The sequence below is a fragment of the Pseudomonas capsici genome (genome assembly GCF_017165765.1).
GTDB classification, from domain to species: domain Bacteria; phylum Pseudomonadota; class Gammaproteobacteria; order Pseudomonadales; family Pseudomonadaceae; genus Aquipseudomonas; species Aquipseudomonas capsici.
Window position 1 is genome coordinate 1 of the sequence record NZ_JAFGZD010000019.1, and the last position, 21,802, is coordinate 21,802.

General features: G+C 58.8%; 23 protein-coding genes. 15 read left to right on the forward strand and 8 right to left on the reverse strand.

The window, feature by feature from the left end:
• Positions 1-345: 345 nt before the first annotated feature.
• Positions 346-1,566 (reverse strand): CaiB/BaiF CoA transferase family protein, encoded by a 1,221-nt coding sequence (locus JSY17_RS20425; protein WP_117167826.1) that lies wholly within the window; start codon positions 1,564-1,566, stop codon positions 346-348.
• Between the two features lie 10 nt (positions 1,567-1,576).
• Positions 1,577-2,758, reverse strand: a complete 1,182-nt coding sequence (locus JSY17_RS20430; RefSeq protein WP_117180666.1) for an acyl-CoA dehydrogenase — start codon at positions 2,756-2,758, stop codon at positions 1,577-1,579.
• 156 nt (positions 2,759-2,914) lie between these two features.
• On the opposite strand from JSY17_RS20430, the gene JSY17_RS20435 reads away from it, so the two are divergent.
• The 10 genes from JSY17_RS20435 (at position 2,915) to JSY17_RS20480 (ending at position 12,651) form a co-directional block, all read left to right on the forward strand.
• Entirely contained in the window at positions 2,915-3,823 is a 909-nt protein-coding gene (locus JSY17_RS20435) for a LysR family transcriptional regulator (RefSeq protein WP_200977103.1), read from the forward strand.
• A 433-nt stretch (positions 3,824-4,256) separates the two neighbouring features.
• Positions 4,257-5,378 carry a Re/Si-specific NAD(P)(+) transhydrogenase subunit alpha gene (locus JSY17_RS20440; protein WP_206402854.1) on the forward strand — a complete coding sequence of 374 codons (1,122 nt, stop codon included), beginning with the start codon at positions 4,257-4,259 and terminating at the stop codon, positions 5,376-5,378.
• Positions 5,379-5,388: 10 nt separating this feature from the next.
• Positions 5,389-5,709: an NAD(P) transhydrogenase subunit alpha gene (locus JSY17_RS20445; RefSeq protein ID WP_117180663.1), complete on the forward strand. Its 321-nt coding sequence runs from the start codon at positions 5,389-5,391 to the stop codon at positions 5,707-5,709.
• Entirely contained in the window at positions 5,709-7,163 is a 1,455-nt protein-coding gene (locus JSY17_RS20450) for an NAD(P)(+) transhydrogenase (Re/Si-specific) subunit beta (RefSeq protein WP_206402853.1), read from the forward strand. The genes JSY17_RS20445 and JSY17_RS20450 overlap by 1 nt, the downstream gene beginning before the upstream one ends.
• 180 nt (positions 7,164-7,343) lie before the next feature.
• A complete protein-coding gene (locus JSY17_RS20455; protein ID WP_117180661.1) occupies positions 7,344-8,837 on the forward strand; it encodes an acetyl-CoA hydrolase/transferase family protein in 1,494 nt (497 codons plus the stop codon).
• A 320-nt stretch (positions 8,838-9,157) separates the two neighbouring features.
• Positions 9,158-9,373: a DUF1127 domain-containing protein gene (locus JSY17_RS20460; protein WP_117167832.1), complete on the forward strand. Its 216-nt coding sequence runs from the start codon at positions 9,158-9,160 to the stop codon at positions 9,371-9,373.
• Positions 9,374-9,638: 265 nt separating this feature from the next.
• On the forward strand, positions 9,639-9,956 hold the full coding sequence (locus JSY17_RS20465) for a DUF2388 domain-containing protein (RefSeq protein ID WP_117180660.1): 318 nt from the start codon (positions 9,639-9,641) through the stop codon (positions 9,954-9,956).
• Positions 9,957-10,030: 74 nt separating this feature from the next.
• Positions 10,031-10,336, forward strand: a complete 306-nt coding sequence (locus JSY17_RS20470) for a DUF2388 domain-containing protein (protein ID WP_117167834.1) — start codon at positions 10,031-10,033, stop codon at positions 10,334-10,336.
• A gap of 36 nt (positions 10,337-10,372) precedes the next feature.
• Entirely contained in the window at positions 10,373-10,693 is a 321-nt protein-coding gene (locus tag JSY17_RS20475; protein WP_025262532.1) for a DUF2388 domain-containing protein, read from the forward strand.
• On the forward strand, positions 10,690-12,651 hold the full coding sequence (locus tag JSY17_RS20480) for a DUF7844 domain-containing protein (protein WP_206402852.1): 1,962 nt from the start codon (positions 10,690-10,692) through the stop codon (positions 12,649-12,651). The genes JSY17_RS20475 and JSY17_RS20480 overlap by 4 nt, the downstream gene beginning before the upstream one ends.
• 1 nt (position 12,652) lies before the next feature.
• Here JSY17_RS20480 and JSY17_RS20485 read toward each other — a convergent pair whose 3' ends face one another.
• The 5 genes from JSY17_RS20485 to JSY17_RS20505 all read right to left on the reverse strand — a co-directional run bounded on the left by JSY17_RS20485 (position 12,653) and on the right by JSY17_RS20505 (position 15,359).
• Positions 12,653-13,030, reverse strand: a complete 378-nt coding sequence (locus tag JSY17_RS20485; RefSeq protein ID WP_117167837.1) for a helicase — start codon at positions 13,028-13,030, stop codon at positions 12,653-12,655.
• Between the two features lie 10 nt (positions 13,031-13,040).
• Entirely contained in the window at positions 13,041-13,331 is a 291-nt protein-coding gene (locus tag JSY17_RS20490; RefSeq protein ID WP_162880540.1) for a hypothetical protein, read from the reverse strand.
• Between the two features lie 112 nt (positions 13,332-13,443).
• Positions 13,444-13,719: an HU family DNA-binding protein gene (locus JSY17_RS20495; protein ID WP_025262535.1), complete on the reverse strand. Its 276-nt coding sequence runs from the start codon at positions 13,717-13,719 to the stop codon at positions 13,444-13,446.
• Positions 13,720-13,909: 190 nt separating this feature from the next.
• Positions 13,910-15,058: an NAD(P)/FAD-dependent oxidoreductase gene (locus JSY17_RS20500; RefSeq protein ID WP_117180658.1), complete on the reverse strand. Its 1,149-nt coding sequence runs from the start codon at positions 15,056-15,058 to the stop codon at positions 13,910-13,912.
• A 133-nt stretch (positions 15,059-15,191) separates the two neighbouring features.
• The gene (locus JSY17_RS20505; RefSeq protein ID WP_025262537.1) at positions 15,192-15,359 is read right to left on the reverse strand and encodes a rubredoxin; all 168 of its coding nucleotides are present in this window, start codon (positions 15,357-15,359) and stop codon (positions 15,192-15,194) included.
• Positions 15,360-15,572: 213 nt separating this feature from the next.
• Here JSY17_RS20505 and JSY17_RS20510 point away from each other — a divergent pair, with 213 nt between their 5' ends.
• The 5 genes from JSY17_RS20510 (at position 15,573) to JSY17_RS20530 (ending at position 20,640) form a co-directional block, all read left to right on the forward strand.
• A complete protein-coding gene (locus JSY17_RS20510) occupies positions 15,573-16,133 on the forward strand; it encodes a chorismate--pyruvate lyase family protein (protein WP_200977112.1) in 561 nt (186 codons plus the stop codon).
• On the forward strand, positions 16,133-17,023 hold the full coding sequence (ubiA, locus tag JSY17_RS20515; RefSeq protein ID WP_117180656.1) for a 4-hydroxybenzoate octaprenyltransferase: 891 nt from the start codon (positions 16,133-16,135) through the stop codon (positions 17,021-17,023). The genes JSY17_RS20510 and ubiA overlap by 1 nt, the downstream gene beginning before the upstream one ends.
• A 100-nt stretch (positions 17,024-17,123) precedes the next feature.
• Complete coding sequence (phoB, locus tag JSY17_RS20520) at positions 17,124-17,813, forward strand: phosphate regulon transcriptional regulator PhoB (protein ID WP_025262540.1); 690 nt, start codon at positions 17,124-17,126, stop codon at positions 17,811-17,813.
• Between the two features lie 63 nt (positions 17,814-17,876).
• A complete protein-coding gene (phoR, locus tag JSY17_RS20525) occupies positions 17,877-19,199 on the forward strand; it encodes a phosphate regulon sensor histidine kinase PhoR (protein WP_117167842.1) in 1,323 nt (440 codons plus the stop codon).
• Between the two features lie 100 nt (positions 19,200-19,299).
• On the forward strand, positions 19,300-20,640 hold the full coding sequence (locus JSY17_RS20530) for a hemolysin family protein (protein WP_117167843.1): 1,341 nt from the start codon (positions 19,300-19,302) through the stop codon (positions 20,638-20,640).
• Between the two features lie 114 nt (positions 20,641-20,754).
• On the opposite strand, the gene JSY17_RS20535 is transcribed toward JSY17_RS20530, so the two are convergent.
• On the reverse strand, positions 20,755-21,657 hold the full coding sequence (locus JSY17_RS20535) for a peptidoglycan DD-metalloendopeptidase family protein (RefSeq protein WP_117180654.1): 903 nt from the start codon (positions 21,655-21,657) through the stop codon (positions 20,755-20,757).
• Positions 21,658-21,802: the final 145 nt, after the last annotated feature.

The window sequence follows — 21,802 nt, forward strand, 5'->3', positions numbered from 1 at the left end:
AAGTTTCAAAGTTTCCTTTGCAACTTCAACCACTTGCGCTTCGATCAACTTCGCGTTGCTCGTCAGCGGGAGGCGAATTCTACAGCACCCGAAGGCGGTGTCAAACCCTTTCTCATACCGCTGTCGATCCAACCGCGACCGAAGCCCTTCCAGACTGACCGAGCGAACCGTTAAACACTTGCAAACTATTGATTTACAAGGCTTTTTCAGTTCCGCCTGCGCCGGAAGTGGGGCGAATTATAGAGAGATTAAATCGCCCGTCAACCGTTAATTTCGATTTCATTGAAATTAACCGAAATGGACGCTTCCTATATAGAAGAAGAGCCTCGCTTCTATTCTATATAGCTAAAGCACCCCAGCCTCACGTAGCGCCATCACCTCTTCGGCCTTGAGCCCCAGGATGTTCTGCAGCACCTCCTGCGTATGCTCACCCAGCAAGGGAGGCGCACGTCGATATTCAACCGGTGTTTCAGAAAGCCGGATCGGACTGGCCACCTGAGCAACGCTGCCGCCCAGCGCATGCGGCATCTCTATGGCCAGGCCACGTGCCCGAACCTGTGGATCTGCAAACACCTGGGCCAGGTCATTGATCGGCCCACACGGCACACCCGCCGCCTCCAGCGCCTCAACCCACTGCGCCGTCGTCTTGAACACCGTCACCTGACGGATCAACGGGATAAGTTCGGCACGATGGGTCACCCGGAGTTTGTTGGTCCGGAAGCGAGGATCATCCGCCCACTGCGCCTGCCCGGCCACCTCAGCAAACTTTCTGAACTGGCTGTCGTTACCGACCGTAAGGATGAAATCGCCATCCGCCGTCGGGAAATCCTGGTAAGGCACGATATTGGGATGAGCATTCCCCAACCGACGCGGAGCATTGCCTGTAGTGAGGTAGTTCATCGCCTGGTTTGCCAGACAGGCCACTTGAACATCCAGCAGAGCCATGTCGATATGCTGCCCGATGCCACTCTGATCGCGATGGGCCAGGGCTGCCAACATCGCGCTGGTCGAATAGAGCCCGGTGAGAATATCCGTCAATGCGACACCGACCTTCACCGGCCCCGCCCCTTCCTCTCCCTCAGGACGGCCAGTCAGACTCATCAGCCCGCCAAGCCCCTGGATCATGAAGTCATAACCCGCTCGCCTGGCATAAGGCCCACTCTGCCCGAAGCCGGTGATGGAGCAATAGATCAGGCGTGGATTGATCGCCTTGAGCGTCGCATAGTCCAGCCCGTAAGCAGCCAGCCCACCGACCTTGAAGTTCTCGATCACGATATCGGAACGCGCCGCCAGCTCCCGCACCAGTTTCTGCCCTTCAGGCCGAGTGAAGTCGATGGTGACGGACTGTTTGTTGCGGTTGGCCGAGAGGTAATAAGCCGCCTCGGAGGTGTTCTCACCGGCCGGATCCTTCAGAAACGGCGGCCCCCATGAACGCGTATCGTCACCATTGCCCGGACGCTCGACCTTGATCACGTCAGCCCCGAGATCCGCAAGGATCTGCCCTGCCCAAGGGCCAGCCAGAACCCGCGACAGGTCAAGCACTCGAATATGCGAAAGCGCGCCCATGGCAGACTCCTTAATAGAAAGCCTGAATGCCGGTCTGTGCACGCCCCAGAATCAATGCGTGCACATCATGCGTGCCTTCATAGGTGTTCACGACTTCCAGGTTCACCAAGTGGCGAGCAATGCCGAACTCGTCGGAGATACCGTTGCCGCCCAGCATGTCCCGCGCCATTCGAGCGATATCCAGCGACTTGCCACACGAATTGCGCTTCATGATCGAGGTGATTTCCACCGCCGCGATGCCTTCGTCTTTCATGCGCCCCAGTCGCAGACACCCTTGCAGTGCCAGAGTGATTTCGGTCTGCATATCAGCGAGCTTCTTCTGGATCAACTGATTCGCGGCCAGAGGGCGTCCGAACTGCTTGCGATCAAGCGTGTATTGCCGTGCCGTGTGCCAGCAGAACTCCGCAGCCCCGAGAGCCCCCCAGGAGATTCCGTAACGGGCCGAGTTCAGGCAAGTGAAAGGGCCTTTGAGACCGCGCACATCCGGGAAGATGTTTTCTTCAGGCACAAAGACATTGTCCATCACGATCTCGCCGGTGAGGGATGCACGTAACCCCACCTTGCCATGGATCGCCGGAGCACTCAGCCCGGCCCAGCCTTTCTCCAGGACGAAGCCACGAATGTCGCCTTCGTCATCCTTGCCCCAGACCACGAACACATCCGCAATCGGGCTATTGGTGATCCACATCTTGCTGCCGGTCAGGCGATATCCACCGTCGACCTTGCGCGCCCGGGTAACCATCGCGCCCGGATCGGAACCATGATCCGGCTCGGTCAGACCGAAACAACCAATCCATTCGCCGGAAGCCAGCTTGGGCAGGTACTTCTGTTTCTGGGCCAGGGTGCCGAATTCATTGATCGGCACCATTACCAGAGAAGACTGAACGCTCATCATTGAGCGATAACCCGAATCGACGCGCTCAACTTCCCGGGCAATCAAGCCGTAGCTCACGTAATTCAGCCCACTACCGCCGAACTCTTCCGGGATGGTCGCTCCCAGCAAGCCAACCTCGCCCATTTCACGAAAGATGGCGGGATCGGTCTGCTCATGACGAAAGGCTTCAAGAACCCGGGGAGCGAGTTTGCTTTGGGCGAACTGTTCAGCGCTGCGCATCACCATACGCTCTTCTTCTGTGAGCTGTTGATCCAGCAGCAGCGGATCGATCCAGTTGAAGCTTGCTTTACCACCCATGACTCACTCCTCGCGTCTTTCGCAAATGTTGTGGAGTGATCCTAGACCCGCTTTCGCAAGGCGACAAACGACGATTATTCAAGATCTTGTGCTAATTTCTCACTCCGTAATCCATAAAACCGCACTATTTATCGATAACGAGTGAGACAAGCGTATATGCGACGAAAAATCCCCAGCACAGCCGCACTCGTCAGTTTCGAGTCGGCCGCTCGCCATGAAAGCTTTACCAGGGCGGCCACCGAGCTTTCGCTGACCCAGAGCGCCATTTGCCGACAGATCGGCAGCCTGGAAGAGTTCTTGGGCGTCGAACTGTTCCGACGCTCCAGGCGCGGGGTGAAGCTGACAGAAGCCGGCCTTTCCTACAGCCGTCGTGTTGCTGCACAGCTGGATGCGGTTGAACGCGACACGCTGTCGATCATGGGCCAGCAAGGAGCCAGTGTGATCGAGCTGGCAGTCGTGCCGACCTTCGGTACGCAATGGCTGCTGCCACGACTCAAGGATTTCCAGCAGCGTCACCCGGAAGTCACGGTCAACCTCACCAATCGGACTCGCCCATTCCTGTTTGCCGATACCGATTTCGACGCCGCCATCTACTTCGGTGATGCAGACTGGCCAGGCACCGAAGCTCATCGCCTGATGAGCGAAAACCCCATGCCGATCTGCAGCCCGACACTCATGCAAGGGCGCGACAGCCTGGATGCCAGCCAGATCGCCGAGATGCCTTTACTGCAACAGACCACACGCCCTTACGCCTGGCGACAGTGGTTCAACGCGCAGCATCTGAATATTCCCCGCGACATGACAGGTCCCCGATACGAGCTATTCTCCATGCTTGCCCAGGCAGCCATGCATGAGATGGGAATAGCCCTGATCCCTCCTTTCCTGATTCAGCGCGAGTTACAGGAAAAACGGCTGGTCATCGCCAATACCCACGCACTCTCCAGCATCAAGGCCTATCACTTGATGATTCCAGAGCGAAAAGTCGAATCGGCCTCTCTACGCGCATTCAGGGATTGGCTGATCGATCAGGCAAAAGGCTACAGACTGCCGCCAGCAAGGGATTGAGCCGGACACCAGAAAGTAGTGACTACTCAAAAACACCTACAGATATAAGGCTTTGTCGCTTTGGAACAATATTTCCGCATGACGCGTAAATTGGCCAATGTGCTTTATTTACGAGGCCTGTAGCTGCTTTTAAAGAATTGAGGGCAAATCGCTGAAAAAATCCGCTTTTCCACAATTTCCAGATGGAATCTCCTGAAAGCCATATAAATAAAGGCCTACAGCAATTACTTGCGACAATAGGTCACAGGATGACTTGTAGTTAATTTACAGTCTCGTTACAGAATGTGTTGAAGCCCCGCTGATTTCAATTGCAGAATGCTCCGCCCCCCAGGCTTTCAAGGCCCCGGGACATGCTGATCGGCCACCCCAGACGCACCAGCCGTAGTGCGCTGGCCTATTTATGAAGATAAAAAGATCACGCAGGAGATTTGACGTGCACATTGGTGTCCCTCTTGAAACCCAGACGGGTGAAACACGGGTTGCTGCCACCCCGGAAACCATCAAAAAGCTGATCAGCCAAGGCCATAGAATCACTGTGCAAAGCGGAGCAGGCATCCATGCCAGCGTGCCGGACAGTGCCTATGAAGCAGCGGGCGCCACTATCGGTGGTGCAAGCGAAGCCTTCGCAGGTGAGCTGATCCTCAAGGTCACAGCGCCCAACGACAACGAGCTGGCTCTGATAAAGAGCGGCACGGTTGTCATCGGGATGCTCAACCCGTTCAATAACGAGACCATCGCCAGACTGGCCGAACGCGGCATCACCGCCTTTGCCCTGGAAGCCGCACCGCGCACCTCACGCGCGCAGAGCCTCGATGTGCTGTCGTCCCAGGCCAACATTGCCGGCTACAAGTCCGTGCTGCTGGCTGCTCATCACTATCCGCGCTTCATGCCGATGCTGATGACCGCTGCCGGCACCGTGAAAGCCGCTCGGGTTCTGGTGCTCGGCGCCGGTGTTGCCGGGCTGCAGGCCATTGCTACAGCCAAGCGACTGGGCGCGGTCGTAGAAGCCTCAGATGTACGACCTGCAGTCAAAGAGCAGATCGAGTCCCTGGGTGCCAAATTCATCGATGTGCCCTACGAAACCGATGAAGAGCGCGAATGCGCCGAAGGCGTTGGCGGTTACGCGCGCCCGATGCCGGCAAGCTGGATGCAGCGTCAGGCCGTCGCCGTGCATGAACGCGCCAGACTGTCGGACATCGTGATCACCACCGCCCTGATCCCCGGCCGCAAGGCACCGGTGCTGCTCAGTGCCGAAACGGTGGCACAGATGAAGCCTGGCTCGGTGGTCATCGATCTGGCCGCAGCACAAGGCGGTAACTGCCCGCTGACAGTCGCCGATCAGGTGGTGGTGGAACACGGCGTGACCATCGTCGGCCATACCAACCTGCCCGCTCTGGTCGCCGCCGATGCCTCGGCGCTGTACGCACGCAACCTGCTGGATTTCATGAAACTGCTGTTCGACAAGGACGGCCAGTTGCAGATCAATCTCGAAGACGACATCGTCGCCGCGTGCCTGATGTGCCGCGACGGCCAAGTCATTCGCAAGAACGGCTGAGGACAAGACAATGGAAGAGTTGATCTCCCCTGGTATCTATAACCTGATCATTTTTGTACTGGCGATCTACATCGGTTACCACGTGGTCTGGAACGTGACCCCTGCCCTGCATACGCCGCTGATGGCCGTGACCAACGCCATTTCCGCCATCGTGATTGTCGGCGCCATGCTCGCCGCCGCCCTGACGGTCACGCCGCTGGGCAAGATCATGGGCACGCTTGCCGTGGCCCTGGCTGCCGTGAATGTGTTCGGTGGCTTTCTGGTCACCCGGCGCATGCTGGAAATGTTCAAGAAAAAAGCACCCAAGGCACAAGACGAGGTGCAGAAGTAATGAGCATGAATCTGGTCACCCTGCTGTACCTGATCGCTTCGGTCTGCTTCATTCAGGCACTCAAAGGACTCTCGCACCCCACAACCTCTCGCCGCGGCAACCTGTTCGGCATGCTGGGCATGGGCCTGGCCGTGATAACCACCGTCGGCCTGGTCTTCAAGCTGGCTGCACTTTCGACCGTCGAAGGCACCAGCGCGGGTATCGGCTATATCGTGGTCGGTCTGCTGGTCGGCGGCACTGCGGGGTCGATCATGGCCAAGCGTGTCGAGATGACCAAAATGCCGGAGCTGGTCGCCTTCATGCACAGCATGATCGGCCTGGCAGCGGTGTTCATCGCCATTGCTGCCGTGGTCGAACCGCAATCGCTGGGCATCGTGCGCAACCTTGGCGATGCGATACCCACCGGTAACCGCCTGGAGCTGTTCCTCGGTGCCGCCATCGGGGCAATCACCTTCTCCGGATCGGTGATCGCCTTCGGCAAACTGTCGGGCAAGTACAAATTCCGCCTGTTTCAGGGCACACCGGTACAGTTTGCCGGACAGCACAAGCTGAACCTGATTCTCGGGCTGGCCACGCTGTTCTTTGGCCTGACGTTCATGTTCACCGGCAACCTGACTGCTTTCGCAATCATGCTGGCCCTGGCCTTCGTGATCGGCGTGCTGCTGATCATCCCGATTGGCGGCGCGGACATGCCGGTGGTGGTGTCGATGCTCAACAGCTATTCGGGCTGGGCGGCGGCAGGTATCGGCTTCTCACTGAACAACTCGATGCTGATCATTGCCGGCTCGCTGGTAGGCTCTTCGGGCGCGATTCTGTCCTACATCATGTGCAAGGCCATGAACCGCTCGTTCTTCAACGTGATCGGGGGTGGCTTCGGCAGCACAGCCGAAGCGGGTGGCCCGGCAGGTGCCAAGGAAGCACGCCCGGTCAAATCCGGTTCGGCAGACGACGCCACTTTCCTGCTGACCAACGCCGACACGGTGATCATTGTTCCAGGCTATGGTCTGGCAGTCGCACGGGCGCAGCATGCGCTCAAAGAGCTGACTGAAAAGCTGACCCACCATGGCGTTACCGTGAAATACGCCATCCACCCGGTAGCGGGTCGGATGCCCGGGCATATGAACGTGCTGCTGGCCGAAGCAGAAGTGCCTTACGATCAGGTGTTCGAGATGGAGGACATCAACTCCGAGTTCGGTCAGGCCGACGTGGTGCTGGTACTGGGCGCCAACGATGTGGTCAACCCGGCAGCCCGCAACGACCCCAAATCGCCGATTGCCGGGATGCCGATCCTTGAAGCCTTCAAGGCCAGGACCATCATCGTCAACAAGCGCTCGATGGCCAGCGGTTATGCCGGCCTGGACAACGAACTGTTCTATATGGATAAAACCATGATGGTGTTCGGAGACGCCAAAAAGGTGATCGAGGACATGGTTAAGGCTGTGGGAAACGCTTAGCCTCCCACCCGCCTGAAAGAGCCCCAGTGCGTTCTGCGCCTGGGGCTTTTTGCATTCCGCGCAACAGTGTTTTGCCTTGAAAGGCCCTAATTAGAGCCCTCCAATGCGACCTTGGTCGCGGGACGGAAAAACCTCGAGTCTCTAGACTTGACCCTCGCTTCCACCTTCGAGACAGAATCCATGTACCGCGACCGTATCCGTTTGCCTTCTTTGATGAGCAAGGTAATGAGCGCAGCAGAGGCTGCAGCGTTGATTGAAGATGGCATGACCGTCGGCATGAGCGGCTTCACCCGCGCCGGTGAAGCCAAGGCCGTTCCCCACGCATTGGCAGAGCGCGCCAGAGTGTCGCCGCTCAAGATCAGCCTGATGACCGGCGCCAGCCTGGGCAACGATCTGGACAAGCAGTTGACCGAAGCCGGCGTACTGTCGCGTCGCATGCCCTTCCAGGTCGACAACACGCTGCGCAAAGCCATCAATGACGGCACGGTCATGTTCATCGACCAACACTTGTCCGATACAGTTGAACAGTTGCGCAACCGCCAGATCAAGGCAGTGGATCTGGCCGTCATCGAGTGCGTGGCGATTACCGAAGAAGGTCATCTGGTTCTGAGCACTTCGGTCGGCAACTCGGCCAGCTTTGCGATCCTGGCCAAGCAAGTCATCGTGGAGATCAACCTGTCACAGCCGCTGGAGCTGGAGGGCCTGCACGATATCTATATTCCCAGCTATCGACCGACCCGTCTGCCGATCCCGGTCCTGGATGCCGATTCGCGAATCGGCAGCAGCGCCGTCAAGATCGATCCGGCCAAGATCGTCGGTATTGTCATCAGCGATCAGGGTGACTCACCTTCAACTGTACTGCCGCCGGATGCCGAAACCCAGGCCATCGCCAACCATCTGGTGGAGTTCTTCAAGAAGGAAGTGCGCGAAGACCGGCTGACCAATCAGTTGATGCCGTTGCAGGCCGGGATCGGCACCATTGCCAATGCCGTGATGCACGGCCTGCTGGACTCGCCGTTCCATGACATGACCATGTATTCCGAAGTGCTGCAGGACTCGACTTTCGACTTGTTCGATGCCGGCAAACTGAGTTTCGCATCCGGCAGCTCGATGACCCTGTCGGCCGCCAAGCATGCGCAGGTGTTCTCGGACTTCAATCGCTACAAGTCGCGCCTGGTGCTGCGCCCGCAAGAGATCTCCAACCATCCCGAAGTCATTCGCCGCCTGGGCATCATCGGCATCAACACGGCACTGGAATTCGATCTGTACGGCAACGTGAATTCGACCCATGTCTGCGGCACCCGGATGATGAACGGCATCGGCGGCTCCGGCGACTTCTCGCGCAATGCCCATCTGGCCATCTTTGTCACCAAGTCCATCGCCAAGGGCGGCTCGATTTCCAGCGTGGTGCCCATGGTGAGCCATGTCGACCATACCGAGCACGATGTGGACATCCTGGTGACCGAACAGGGTCTGGCCGACCTGCGCGGTCTGGCACCTCGCGAACGCGCCCGGATCATCATCGACAATTGCGTGCATCCAGACTATCGCGAGGCTCTGAATCAATACTTTGCAGCCGCCTGCGAGGTCGGAGGGCATACCCCGCACATCCTGCGCGAAGCACTGAGTTGGCACATCAACCTTGAAGAAACAGGCCGCATGCTGCCGACCTGAGGAACACAGTTTCAAGTGAGCAAGAGGTTTCTTTGCTCACTTTGAAGTGTCATCCACCTCATTTGAAACAAACTGTACTTCTGTACCGGTCAAAAAACGGTTCAAAACAACAAGAATCACCAAGACCGACCACAAAATGCACCACATCAGTGCCAACCGGTACAGTTGCCCCATTTATGAACAAAACAGTGCCTATAAACAGTTAACTGAACCATCACAATACAAATGAACTGTGTCTATAGATACTGCCCAAGTGAGAGGAAGATAGGCACCAGTCAAGTCATTCTCTAAACCCGCCACAAGCGGAAGGAAGTCACACCATGGAACGTACAGTCAGTTCCGACCTGTTCAACGAAAGCACCGTCAACAACGCTCAAGCAGCATGGCCTCTGCGCGTACTCGCTAACCTGATGCTCTGGCAGCGTCGCCTCTCCAGCCGCCACCAACTGGCTCGCCTGGATGCTCGTCTGCTCGCCGACGCCGGTATCACCGAAGCACAGCGTTACGAAGAACTGAGCAAGCCGTTCTGGCGCTGACTCAAGCGCCCGCTGGTCCAGACCCCAAAGGTCTCTCACCAGCACCCCGAATTGCTTAACACAAGGCCCGTCTCAGGCAACCGAGACGGGCCTTGTCGTTTCCGGGCTGAAATATCCCGGAACAGATACAGTTTCATGAAAACCAAAAAATACCTGTACAGTTCGGCGCATGACTACATGATGCGTGCGACCACCCCTGAAATGACAACCTCATGACGGCTGCGATAGGCTACTGCCCACTCCGTCACACTTTTGGAACTCTGCCATGACCCTGCTCCGTATCTTTGCTGCTGCCGCACTGCTGACAGCAGCTGCCAGTGCAAGCGCCACCAGTTTCATCGTTACTACCGATGCCGTCGTAGGCGCAGTGGCAGCCTCCAGCGAGGCCACCTCCGATGCCTCTTCTTCCTTGAGAGACGACAAGATCGTACGCGCCGCCCGTGACGAGGCAGCCAGTTTCGTGGCCAGCGAAGGCAACATTCGTGGTGCTCAACTGGAAGGTGCGTTCCAGCACATTCGCCAGCAGTACCCGAACCTGGGCGCGACAGATACACAATTGGCCCAGGCTATTCTGGCCATCTGAGCCAGCCCTTGGGGTAGCCTCCAGGGCTGGCATTGCGCTAGCCTTGGACCTCGTTTTGCCAGTCATTGAAAGCCATGCGTTTACTACCTCTTCTGTTTGCAGCTCCAGTCGCCGGCCTGATCTGGGTCAGCCCGGCTCAAGCCTTCGATACGACGACACAGAGCCTGGTCATTACCGGCTACGTCACCAGTCAGGTCACCACTGCGCCCTTCGACAGAAAGCTGATCCTGGCCGCTCAGGATGACGCCGCAGCGTTCGTAGCCACTGACGGCCAGATCCGCGGTGTGCGGCTGGAGTCAGCGCTGCGTACTCTGCGAAACACCCAGTCAAAACTTCATGCCAGCGACCTTGAACTGGCAGAAACAATCCTCGTCCAATAGTCACTTTCGACCTCTTTGCGTAACTGGAGACGTTACATGCGTACCCCGCTGATTGCCGCTACCCTTGGCCTGCTCGTCATGGCAGACATTGCCCAGGCCCAGACCGTCGTGGCCACGAGCAATATCATCGTTCGCGCTTTCGGTCGTTCCATCGACTTCACCTCGGACACCACAACTTCCATTCGCGACTCCAAGGTCGTGATCCAGGCCAAAGACGACGCCGCCAGCTATGTCGCCAGCGACGGTGACATTCACGGCGCGCAACTCGACGCCGCTTTCGATACCCTGCGCACCCGCGTGCCCGAAGCACGTGATGCCAGTGACCGGACACTGGCCGAAGCCATTCTCGCTCTGTGAGACGACTTAGCGCCTGGCTGCTTGCCGGCGCATTGTCGCTGGTCACCTCTCATGCTCTTGCCAGCCTGACGCTCGAGCTGCAGACCGACGGCCTGACCCCAGCCCAACAACATGCGAGCCAGACACTCCTCGATGAAGCCATGCGCGCCCTGCCGCCAAGCTTCATCAAGGATCTGGACCGGCGTGTTGAAGTGCGCTGGTCTGGCGATATGCCTGAAAACGCCTATGGCCAGGCTGCCGGTCCCTACCAGCTTTATCTCAATACAAAACTGCTGACGCCGTTGACCGACGGCTCGGCAGCCACCACACAGACCGGACGCCCCCACGGCACGGTCCGGCGTGAAATGCTCGCCACGGTCCTGCACGAACTGACCCACGTCTACGATCGCGCCCGCCTGTGGTCTTCGACGCAACGCGCCCTGATATTCCGCTGCTCGCGCCAGCACAGTTCAGCAGGCAACATTGGCCTGCCTGACAGTTGCCGTGGCGAAACCGAGCGACGCTTTACCCTGAGCGATGACCCGCGCCTGCTGGACCTGGCAGGCTGGCCGCAATATGTCGGTCGACGCGGCGAGCGGGAGGAACACAACGGGCAAGTGGCACGCAGCCCGGACATCTACGAAACCACCAGCCCGCTGGAATTCGTGGCCGTAAACATGGAGTACTTCCTCCTCGACCCGGCCTATGCCTGTCGCCGCCCGGCCCTGTACGCCTACTACAAGGAACATTTTGGCTGGGCACCGCCGCAGAAAGACCAGTGTCCGTCCTTCTTCCCGTATCTGAATGCCGGGAGCGATTTCGGACGCGAACCGCTGGGCAAGCTTGATCCGGAGCGGGTCTATGAAGTCGACTACCTGCTGGCTGAAGCCAACCAGAACTGGGTAAGCCGCTGGGGCCACAGCATGCTGCGTCTGGTGATCTGCAAACCGGGCCGGCCACGCGGGCCTGATTGCCGCCTGGATCTGGATCAGCATCTGGTCCTGTCTTACCGGGCGTTCGTGGGCGATGTGCAACTGTCCAGCTGGGATGGCCTGATGGGCGCTTATCCGTCGCGACTTTTCGTGCTGCCGCTGGCCCAGGTCATCGACGAATACACCAAGACCGAACTGCGCAGCCTCGCCTCCGTGCCACTCACTCTGTCTCGCCCGGAAATCGAAGGGCTGGTGCAGCATGCGGCCGAGATGCACTGGAGTTACGACGGCAACTATTACTTCCTGTCGAACAACTGCGCCGTGGAAAACCTCAAGCTGCTCCGCAGCGGCACCCACAACCCCAGACTTGTTGGGCTGGACAGTATCCTGCCCAACGGCTTGCTGGAGGTGCTCAAAGGCCGAGGCCTGGCCGATACCAGTGTGCTGGACGATCCAAAGGAAGCGCTGCGCCTGGGTTATCGCTTCGACTCCTATCGCGACCGCTATCAGGCGATGTTCGACGTCCTGAAGAAGCATCTGCCGATCCCGCAGAGCACCGTCGAAGACTGGCTGTCACTGTCGGCCAAAGAACGCAGCCAGTGGTTCGACAAGGCCGACCTGCGCACCAGTGCCGCTATTCTGCTGCTGGAACAGGCAAGCCTGCGTCGGCAATTGTTGCTGGCTCAGGACGAAGTGAAGCAACGCTATCTCGGTGCCAGGGAACAGAAAGACGGCAGCGTCTCCCAGGCTTCAAAGACGCTGCAGGAGATTCTCGCCAGCAGCGGCTTTCTCAGCCGCCCGGCCGAATTGCTGGGCAGCAGCGGCTATGGCTTGCCACAGGCAGGCGAATGGCAGCGGCTTGAAGCCGAGAGCAGTCAGCGCCAGAAACAACTGAAGCGCCTGACTGGCGATCTGGACAAGGAAGTACGCGCCCTGCTGGAGCCTGAGCGCGCCAGCGAAATCGCGGCCAACGAAGCCAATCTCAAACAGATGGGTGAGCACCTGCGCGAGCTTCACAAAGCAGCGGGTGGATTGCAGTTGCCTTGAATCAGCGGGCCTTCTTTTTCGGTTTCAGGTACTTGGTCAGGCCCTGAAACCACATCACCAGGGCCGTGTTGCCCTTGACCTGGATATCCTTGTCCTGAATCCCCTTCATGAACGCCAGTTGCTTGTTGCTGGCCTGCATCGTGGCAAACCCGAAAGCAGCATCGCGAAAGACAATGGCGAAGGCAGGTTCGGCAACCACGCCACCGGCACTGCGGATACGCTGGCCACTGACAATGAAATGACGAGCAACCTTGCCATCGGCAGTCTGCAACTGAAAGGTCAGCTCCTTGTCGCCAAGCTGCTGCTGAAATGCAGGATTGGTACGGCTGGCCCGAGCCATCAGAAGGCCCAGCATCCAGAGCAGGAAACGAAACTTCATACACATTGCCTCAGCAGAAAGTCAGCCCGGTCGAGCGAGTGGAGAGGCAGTGTAACGGGTTATCAAGCGCAATCCTGTAGGACAATCGTGTTTTTTCGACGAAGATCGAATCATAAAGCCAGAAACGCTGCCCTGCGTGGACAGCAGCATCGGCGTACAGGATCAGATCAGCGAATGCTGTTGATGCTGCCTTTGCCCGAACCATTGGAAAATGCCAGGAGATTCCTACAAGAACAGAGACAAAAAACACCTTGAGACAGGAAATTTCCAGAAACCGGTCAAAAGCAGCGGGCGTACTCAAGAACCCCATTCATACGGCCATACCTTGCTGTTTCAGGCGAAAAAACGGGCACCCCATATGGGTATGCCCGTCTCGATGACTGCTCGCCTCCCGCCAAGGCGCGCAGTGGATGTTATGGATTGACGCTGTCTTTGAGAGCCTTGCCAGGCTTGAAGGCAACGGTGTTGCTGGCCTTGATTTTCACAGGTTCGCCCGTTTGCGGGTTCTTGCCGGTGCGGGCACCGCGATGGCGCTGCAGGAAAGTACCGAAGCCCACCAGGGTCACGCTGTCCTTGCGGTGCAGTGCGCCGGTGATTTCTTCAAGAATGGCGTTGAGAACGCGATTGGATTGCTCTTTGGTGAGATCCGCTTTTTCAGCAATAGCGGCTGCGATATCTGGTTTACGCATGTATGAAGCCTCTTTTACGGTTTTTTGTTTTTATGTCCGTACTGCCTATACAAAGCAGCGACAGGATGCCGCGACAGCTCTACGTAGCGGCAGACGTAACCGAGGATGGCATGCCGACGAGGCACGCGCCAGTACATGCGTAACGTTTATAGGACGAAAAAAGCGACATATCCGACAAAACGCCCCATATTCAGGGCAATAGCGCAGGTAACGTCTTGTTCAGGGCCAGTTTTTCCGACACGGCAGCGCCTGTCAGGGCATAGCCCAGCAACCGGCCTTCGGTGTCATGACACAGAGCCTTTATATCCGCATCCTGACCTTCGACACTCCAGGTTCCTTCGGTCCCGCGAGGGGGTGGCGAAACCACCAGAGGGCAAACCGGGGTCTTGACGGTGATGGGCATCGGGCCATATTTCACCGCAGTCGGCGTACCGGCGAGAGTCTGCGCCAGGGCACGGGCACAGCTCATCAACGGCATGACGTAGAGCAGGTTCAGACCATCGACCTCGGCACAGTCGCCCAGGGCATGGATATTGGCGTGGGAAGTCTGCAGATACCGATCGACCACGACACCACGCCCGGTGAGCAAGCCGGCAGCAGCAGCCAGATCGACTCGTGGGCGCAGACCGATGGCCGAAACCACCAGATCGCAGGCAATCACCTGCCCGTCGGACAGATGCGCTTCAAGTGCCTGTTCATTGCGCTGCAGACGGGAAAGGATCGGCCCCAGATGGAAGCGAGCGCCAATACTCTCAAGCCCCGCCTGCACGGCAGCCGCCGCAGCGGGCGGCAACAGAGTCGGCATGACCTGCTCGCAAGGCGCGACCAGATCGACCTCATAGCCGCCAAGGATCAGGTCGTTGGCAAACTCACAGCCGATCAGGCCTGCACCCAGGATCAGAACCCGCTTTTTGCCTTCCGCCGCCGCGCGGAAACGGGCGTAATCCTCAAGATCGTTGATCGGGAAAATGACGTCCTGTGCATCCCCCTCCACGGGGACCCGAATGGTTTCCGCCCCCCATGCCAGCACCAGATCGCGGTAGTGGACCGCCTCTTCGCCGATCCACAGCCGCTTGTGGCCGGGATCGATGCCGCTGATGCGGGTATGGGTGCGCACTTGCGCCTTGAGCTGATCGGCCATGGCCCCGGGTTGCGCCATGCTCAGTTCATCGGCTTGCTTGTTCTTGCCAAAGCCGGTGGACAGCATGGGCTTGGAGTAGGAACGACCGTCATCGGCCGTAATGAGCAACAACGGCGTTTCGCCGTCCAGTTTGCGAAACTCGCGGGCGAGGTTATAGCCCGCAAGGCCGGTACCGATGATGACGACAGGTGCGCTCATTACTTTTCTCATCAAGAAATTGTGGAAGGCCTGCTGGCGAAAAAGCTTATGAAACCGGCAGATATGCCGCGTCTGAAGTCGCCGGCAAGCGGCCTCCCACCAAGTGATTCATGTCTGGCCGATTTCTGCTTTATCAGCCGATTTCAATCATTTCAAAGTCGATCTTGCCGACACCGCAATCCGGGCAAAGCCAGTCTTCGGGTACATCTTCCCAGCGAGTGCCGGGCGCAATACCGTCATCCGGCCAGCCATCGGCTTCGTTGTAGATAAGGCCGCAGACAATGCATTGCCACTTTTTCATGGTTCGGGTCCCTCGATGATCAGGCTAAATACTGGCGCAGCGGTCGATTGCCACCGGTCCGGGTGTCAGGAGTCAAATCCCCGCGAGGTTTGTACTGGCCACAGCACTCATATGCAAGTCTGTTTGTGATACCGGGTACGCGGCCAATCGTCGGTCAGCCCCGGCAATCATGCTAAGCTCGCACTCCTTGATGATTGCCGATAATGGCTTACCGTGTCCCAGCAAAACCCCGCATTACCCGCCCCCGTCTGGCTTGAACACGAGCAACTGGCCGATGTGCCGGGGCCTCTGGTTCTCGACTGGCTGTTCAACCAGGACTCCCTGACCCGACGCCTGACGCGCCTGTCGTCGGATGGCTTCAGCGTCACGCTGCTGTTTGAAGGCTGGCAGCCGCTGCGCTCCGACGAATGCACCGCGCTTGAGCTGCCCGACGCCAGCCTGGGCTGGGTGCGCGAAGTGTATTTGCGCGGTCGCGGCGAAAAGTGGGTCTTTGCCCGCAGCGTCGCCGCCCGCAGTGCCTTGCTCGAAGACGGCCTGCACATGGATGAACTGGGGACGCGTTCGCTGGGCGAGTTGCTGTTCAGCGACAAGGCCTTCGAGCGCGGCCCATTGCAGGTCTGTCGCTACCCCGAGGCCTGGCTGCCCGAAGCGGATGCCGCCAGCGATCTGTGGGCTCGCCGTTCGTGCTTCAGTCGCGGCCCGCTGAGCGTACTGGTCGCCGAGATCTTTCTGCCCAATTTCTGGAACGCCCTCAAGAGCGAGGAACACTCCTGATGTACCTGTCGCTGCTCAAATCCCTCAATCGCCTGAACCCTCGCGCCTGGGATTTCATCCAACTGACCCGCATCGACAAGCCGATTGGTGTCTACCTGCTGCTGTGGCCAACGCTCTGGGCCTTGTGGATTGCCGGCAAGGGCTCACCGTCGCTGGCCAATGTGCTGATTTTCGTGACCGGTGTGTTTCTGATGCGTGCCGCCGGATGCGTCATCAACGACTTCGCCGACCGCAAGGTGGACGGCCATGTAAAACGCACCGAGCAGCGCCCGCTGGTCAGCGGCAGGGTCAGTTCGCGAGAGGCACTGGCGCTGTTCGCCATTCTGGTGACCCTGAGCTTCCTGCTGGTGCTGCTGACCAATTCGACGACCGTCTGGCTGTCGTTCGGCGGGCTGGCACTGGCCGCCTGTTACCCGTTCATGAAGCGTTATACCTATTACCCGCAAGTAGTCCTGGGCGCTGCCTTCTCATGGGGAATGCCCATGGCCTTTACCGCAGAAACAGGCACATTGCCTGCCGCCGCCTGGCTGCTGTACATCGCCAATCTGCTATGGACGGTGGCCTATGACACGTACTACGCCATGGTAGACCGCGACGACGATCTGAAAATCGGCGTGAAATCCACTGCCGTGCTGTTCGGCGATGCCGACCGCATCATCATCCTGACGCTGCAAGGTCTGGCGCTGGGCTGCCTGATCCTGGCCGGCGTGCGCTTCGAGCTGGGCGCCTTTTTCTACACCGGCCTGCTGGTGGCCGCCGGCTGCTTTGCCTGGGAATACTGGAGCACCCGCTTCAAGGACCGGGACGCCTGCTTCAAGGCTTTCCTGCATAACCACTGGGCCGGACTGGCCATCTTCCTGGGGATTGTGGCGGACTACGCACTGCGCTGATTTCAGTCCTCGTGCTAGCCTCATCTCAAGATGTCACACGACTGCAATATTTCCGTTATCTAATGCGCCCCAAGACAGTTAAATGACAAGAGGTTCGAGCATGGCTGGCAGGAGCATCCTGATCGTTGACGACGAAGCCCCCATTCGTGAAATGATCGCCGTCGCACTGGAAATGGCTGGCTATGACTGCATGGAGGCGGAAAACTCCCAGCAGGCCCACGCGATTATCGTCGACCGCAAGCCAGACCTCATCCTGCTCGACTGGATGCTGCCCGGCACATCCGGTATCGAACTGGCCCGACGCCTCAAACGCGACGAACTGACCGGTGACATCCCGATCATCATGCTGACGGCCAAGGGCGAAGAGGACAACAAGATCCAGGGCCTGGAAGTCGGTGCCGACGATTACATCACCAAGCCGTTCTCACCCCGGGAACTGGTTGCCCGTCTCAAGGCCGTATTGCGCCGTGCAGGCCCGAGCGACGGCGAAGCGCCTATAGAAGTCGGCGGTCTGCTGCTCGACCCGGTCAGCCACCGTGTGACCATCGACGGCAAGCCTGCAGAAATGGGCCCTACCGAATACCGCCTGCTGCAATTCTTCATGACCCATCAGGAACGCGCCTACACTCGCGGCCAATTGCTGGATCAAGTCTGGGGAGGCAACGTCTATGTCGAAGAGCGTACCGTGGACGTCCATATCCGACGCCTGCGCAAGGCCCTGGGCGATGCTTACGAGAATCTGGTACAAACCGTGCGCGGCACCGGCTATCGCTTTTCCACCAAAAGCTGAGAGTCGTTTGCTTAGAGACACAAGGCAGCAGCCCATGTGTACCCGTCAAGGATGTACCTTTAATTGAATCGAAACTGGCACGGCACGCTGATACGCCACATGTTGCTGCTGGTCACCGCCTGCCTGGTGGTCGGCCTGATCAGTGGCGAGTACGGCTGGAGCCTGGCGATCGGCCTGGGGCTTTACCTGGCCTGGACCCTCAAGCAACTGCTGCGCCTGCATGAATGGCTGAGCAATCACAGCACCGACGAGCCACCACCTGACGGTTACGGCCTGTGGGGCGAGGTCTTCGACAGCATCTATCATCTGCAGCGCAGGGATCAGCGCGTGCGTGGTCGCCTGCAGGCCGTCATCGATCGTGTCCAGGAGTCCACCGCCGCCTTGCGTGATGCCGTCATCATGCTCGACAGCGAAGGCAACCTGGAATGGTGGAACCGCGCTGCCGAAACCCTGCTGGGGCTCAAGACGCCTCAGGACAGCGGCCAGCCGGTCACCAACCTGGTGCGCCATCCACGCTTCAAGGAATACTTCGCACAGGGCAACTACAGCGAGCCGCTGGAAATCCCCTCACCGACCAAGGATCACCTGCGCATCCAGCTGTTGATTACCCGCTACGGCAACAACGAGCACCTGATGCTGGTGCGCGATGTCACGCGGATTCATCAACTGGAACAGATGCGCAAGGATTTCGTCGCCAACGTATCTCATGAACTGCGTACACCGCTGACGGTCATCTTCGGCTACCTGGAAACGCTGCTCGACAACGTCGAGGAGGTCAATCCGCGCTGGGTCCGGGCGTTGCAGCAGATGCACCAGCAAGGTGGACGCATGCAGACGCTGCTCAACGACTTGCTGTTGCTGGCCAAGCTCGAAGCCACCGACTACCCCTCGGATAACCATCCGGTGGCCGTAGTGACGCTGCTCAAGACCATCAAGGCCGATGCTCAGGCCTTGTCAGCCAGCAAGAATCACCAGATCACTCTCGACGTTGAAAGCGACATGCAGCTCAAGGGCAGCGAAACCGAGCTGCGCAGCGCGTTTTCCAACCTGATCTTCAATGCCGTGAAGTACACACCGGCCGAAGGCAATATCCGTATTCGCTGGTGGGCCGATGATCGCGGTGCGCACCTGAGCGTGCACGACTCGGGCATCGGCATCGAAACCAAGCACCTGCCGCGTCTGACCGAGCGTTTCTATCGCGTCGACACCAGCCGCGCCTCCAATACCGGCGGTACCGGCCTGGGCCTGGCTATCGTGAAACATGTGCTGCTGCGCCATCGCGGCACACTTGAAATCAACAGCGTACCGGGCAAAGGCAGCGTATTTACCTGCCATTTCGCCGCCATTCAGCAGGCAAAACCCGGAGATGTGGATCCAGACTACTAGGCAAGCTTGCTGCGAGCCGCTACATTGCCTCGCTCATGGCACCATTTCCTGTGCCGCACGCCCTTATTTTTGAACACAACGGATTCCGCAAAACCCCACCATGGACCCATCCCCTAGTTTCACTACGGCTTCACTCTTCGCCGATTTCGGCATGATTCTTTTCGCACTGTTCCTGGTCCTGCTCAACGGCTTCTTCGTTGCAGCAGAGTTCGCCATGGTCAAACTGCGCTCGACCCGCGTCGAGGCCATCGCCAAGAAAAACGGCTGGAGCGGCCATATCCTGCGCACGGTTCACGGGCAGCTGGATGCTTACCTGTCGGCCTGCCAGCTAGGTATCACCCTCGCCTCCCTCGGTCTGGGCTGGGTCGGTGAGCCTGCCTTCGCCCACTTGCTGGAGCCGCTGCTCAGTGCAATGGGCGTGGAGTCCGCAGAAGTGATCAAGGCCGTATCGTTCTTCACGGCATTTTTCATCATTTCCTACCTGCATATCGTGATCGGTGAACTGGCTCCCAAATCCTGGGCCATTCGCAAGCCGGAACTGCTGTCGCTGTGGACCGCCGTACCGCTGTATCTGTTCTACTGGCTGATGTACCCGGCCATCTACCTGCTCAACGCCAGCGCCAACGCCATTCTGCGGATTGCCGGCCAGGGCGAACCCGGCCCGCATCATGAGCACAGCTACAGCCGCGACGAGTTGAAACTGATCCTGCACTCCAGCCGTGGCCAGGACCCCAGCGATCAGGGCATGCGCGTGCTGGCTTCGGCAGTGGAAATGGGTGAGCTGGAGGTGGTCGACTGGGCCAACTCCCGCGAAGACCTGGTTTCTCTGGATTGCAACGCACCGCTCAAGGAAATCCTGGCCCAGTTCCGTCGCCACAAATTCAGCCGCTACCCGGTCTACGATGCCGAGCGCAGCGAGTTCGTCGGCCTGCTGCATATCAAGGACCTGCTGCTGGAACTGGCGGCACTGGACCATATTCCGGAATCCTTCAACCTCGCCGAACTGATCCGCCCGCTGGAGCGCGTCTCCCGGCATATGCCGCTGTCGCAACTGCTGGAGCAGTTCCGCAAGGGCGGCGCGCATTTCGCACTGGTGGAAGAGGCTGACGGCAAGGTTATCGGCTACCTGACCATGGAAGACGTGCTGGAAGTGCTGGTCGGCGACATCCAGGACGAGCACCGCAAGGTCGAACGCGGCATCCTCGCCTATCAGCCGGGCAAGCTGCTGGTTCGTGGCGATACCCCGCTGTTCAAGGTCGAGCGCCTGCTGGGCATCGATCTGGACCACATCGAAGCAGAAACCCTGGCCGGTCTGATCTACGAAACCCTGAAGCGGGTGCCGGAAGAGGAAGAGCAGATGGAAGTCGAAGGCCTGCGCATCATTATCAAGAAGATGAAAGGCCCGAAGATCGTGCTGGCCAAGGTGCTGAAGATCGATTGAGACTGCTGCACCTGTGGGAGCGACCTTGGTCGCGAAAGCGGCGCTGAAGAAAATGAATCTCTTCTGAATGTACCGACCTCTTCGCGAGCAGGCTCGCTCCCACAAATCGGGCGGCTAATTCCCGCCCACGGCGAAATTGGGCAGGCTCTGGATCGGCGTGGCGAATTCATAGGGAATGGATTCCAGCGCTTGTCCCGTATTGCGCTGAACCACAAAATGCAAATGCGGGCCGGTGCTGTTACCGGTATTGCCGGACCGCGCCAGCGGGCTGCCGACATGCACTTGCTGACCTTCCCTGACACTCACCGAACCGCGCATCAGGTGCAGATAGACACCCATGGTGCCGTCGTCGTGCAGGATCCGCACGAAATTGCCCGACGGATTCGAGCCCCTGCCGGTCTGGTTGTTCTCGACCTTCACCACCGTACCTGCACGCGCCGCGATGATGGGCGTGCCTTCCGGCATGGCGATGTCCATCGCGTAACGACCCTTGGGACCGTAATGGCTGTATTTGCCGCCAGGCCCCTGAGTCAGGCGGAACGGCCCGCCCACCCATGGCAGCGGATACTTGTAAGCCTGAGTGGCGCGCTTTGGATCACCCAGCGTGGAAGTCAGTATCGAGGCATAGTTCATGGCCTTGCCCGCCTGTCTGGGGCTCAGCACGACAATGCGTTCGTTGCTGCGTGCGGGGACAGTGCGGCGGATGGTTGAAGACGACCCGGTAATCCCCAGCACGTTGCTCAGCCCGGAAAGCTTGAGCTCCACCTCGACCGGCGCATACAGATCGTTGCGCACATACAAGGTGTGAACACCGCCGTCCTTCTTGACCCGCAGATGCACCTGCTTCTCGAAATGCTCGACCATCCGGTCCCTGAACACCACCACGGAAGCACCAGCTGAGGGACGGTCGGAAAAAGCAACGACGCCATCGGCATCGACGGTTTTATAGATCGTGACTGCTCCGGCCATTTGCGAGGCCAGTGTCAGGGCAGTCAGGATCAGCAGGCGTTCAAGCATCGCAAGTGTTCTGGATAATGGGCAACAGGGTCCAAGCCTAGCAGCGTCAGGGACAAAAAAGGACACTGCCGTATCAATAGACCCTGGCTCAAGCGTCAAGAAATGCACGCCATGCTGCCGCTGCGCGGTATGTCCGACCCACCGC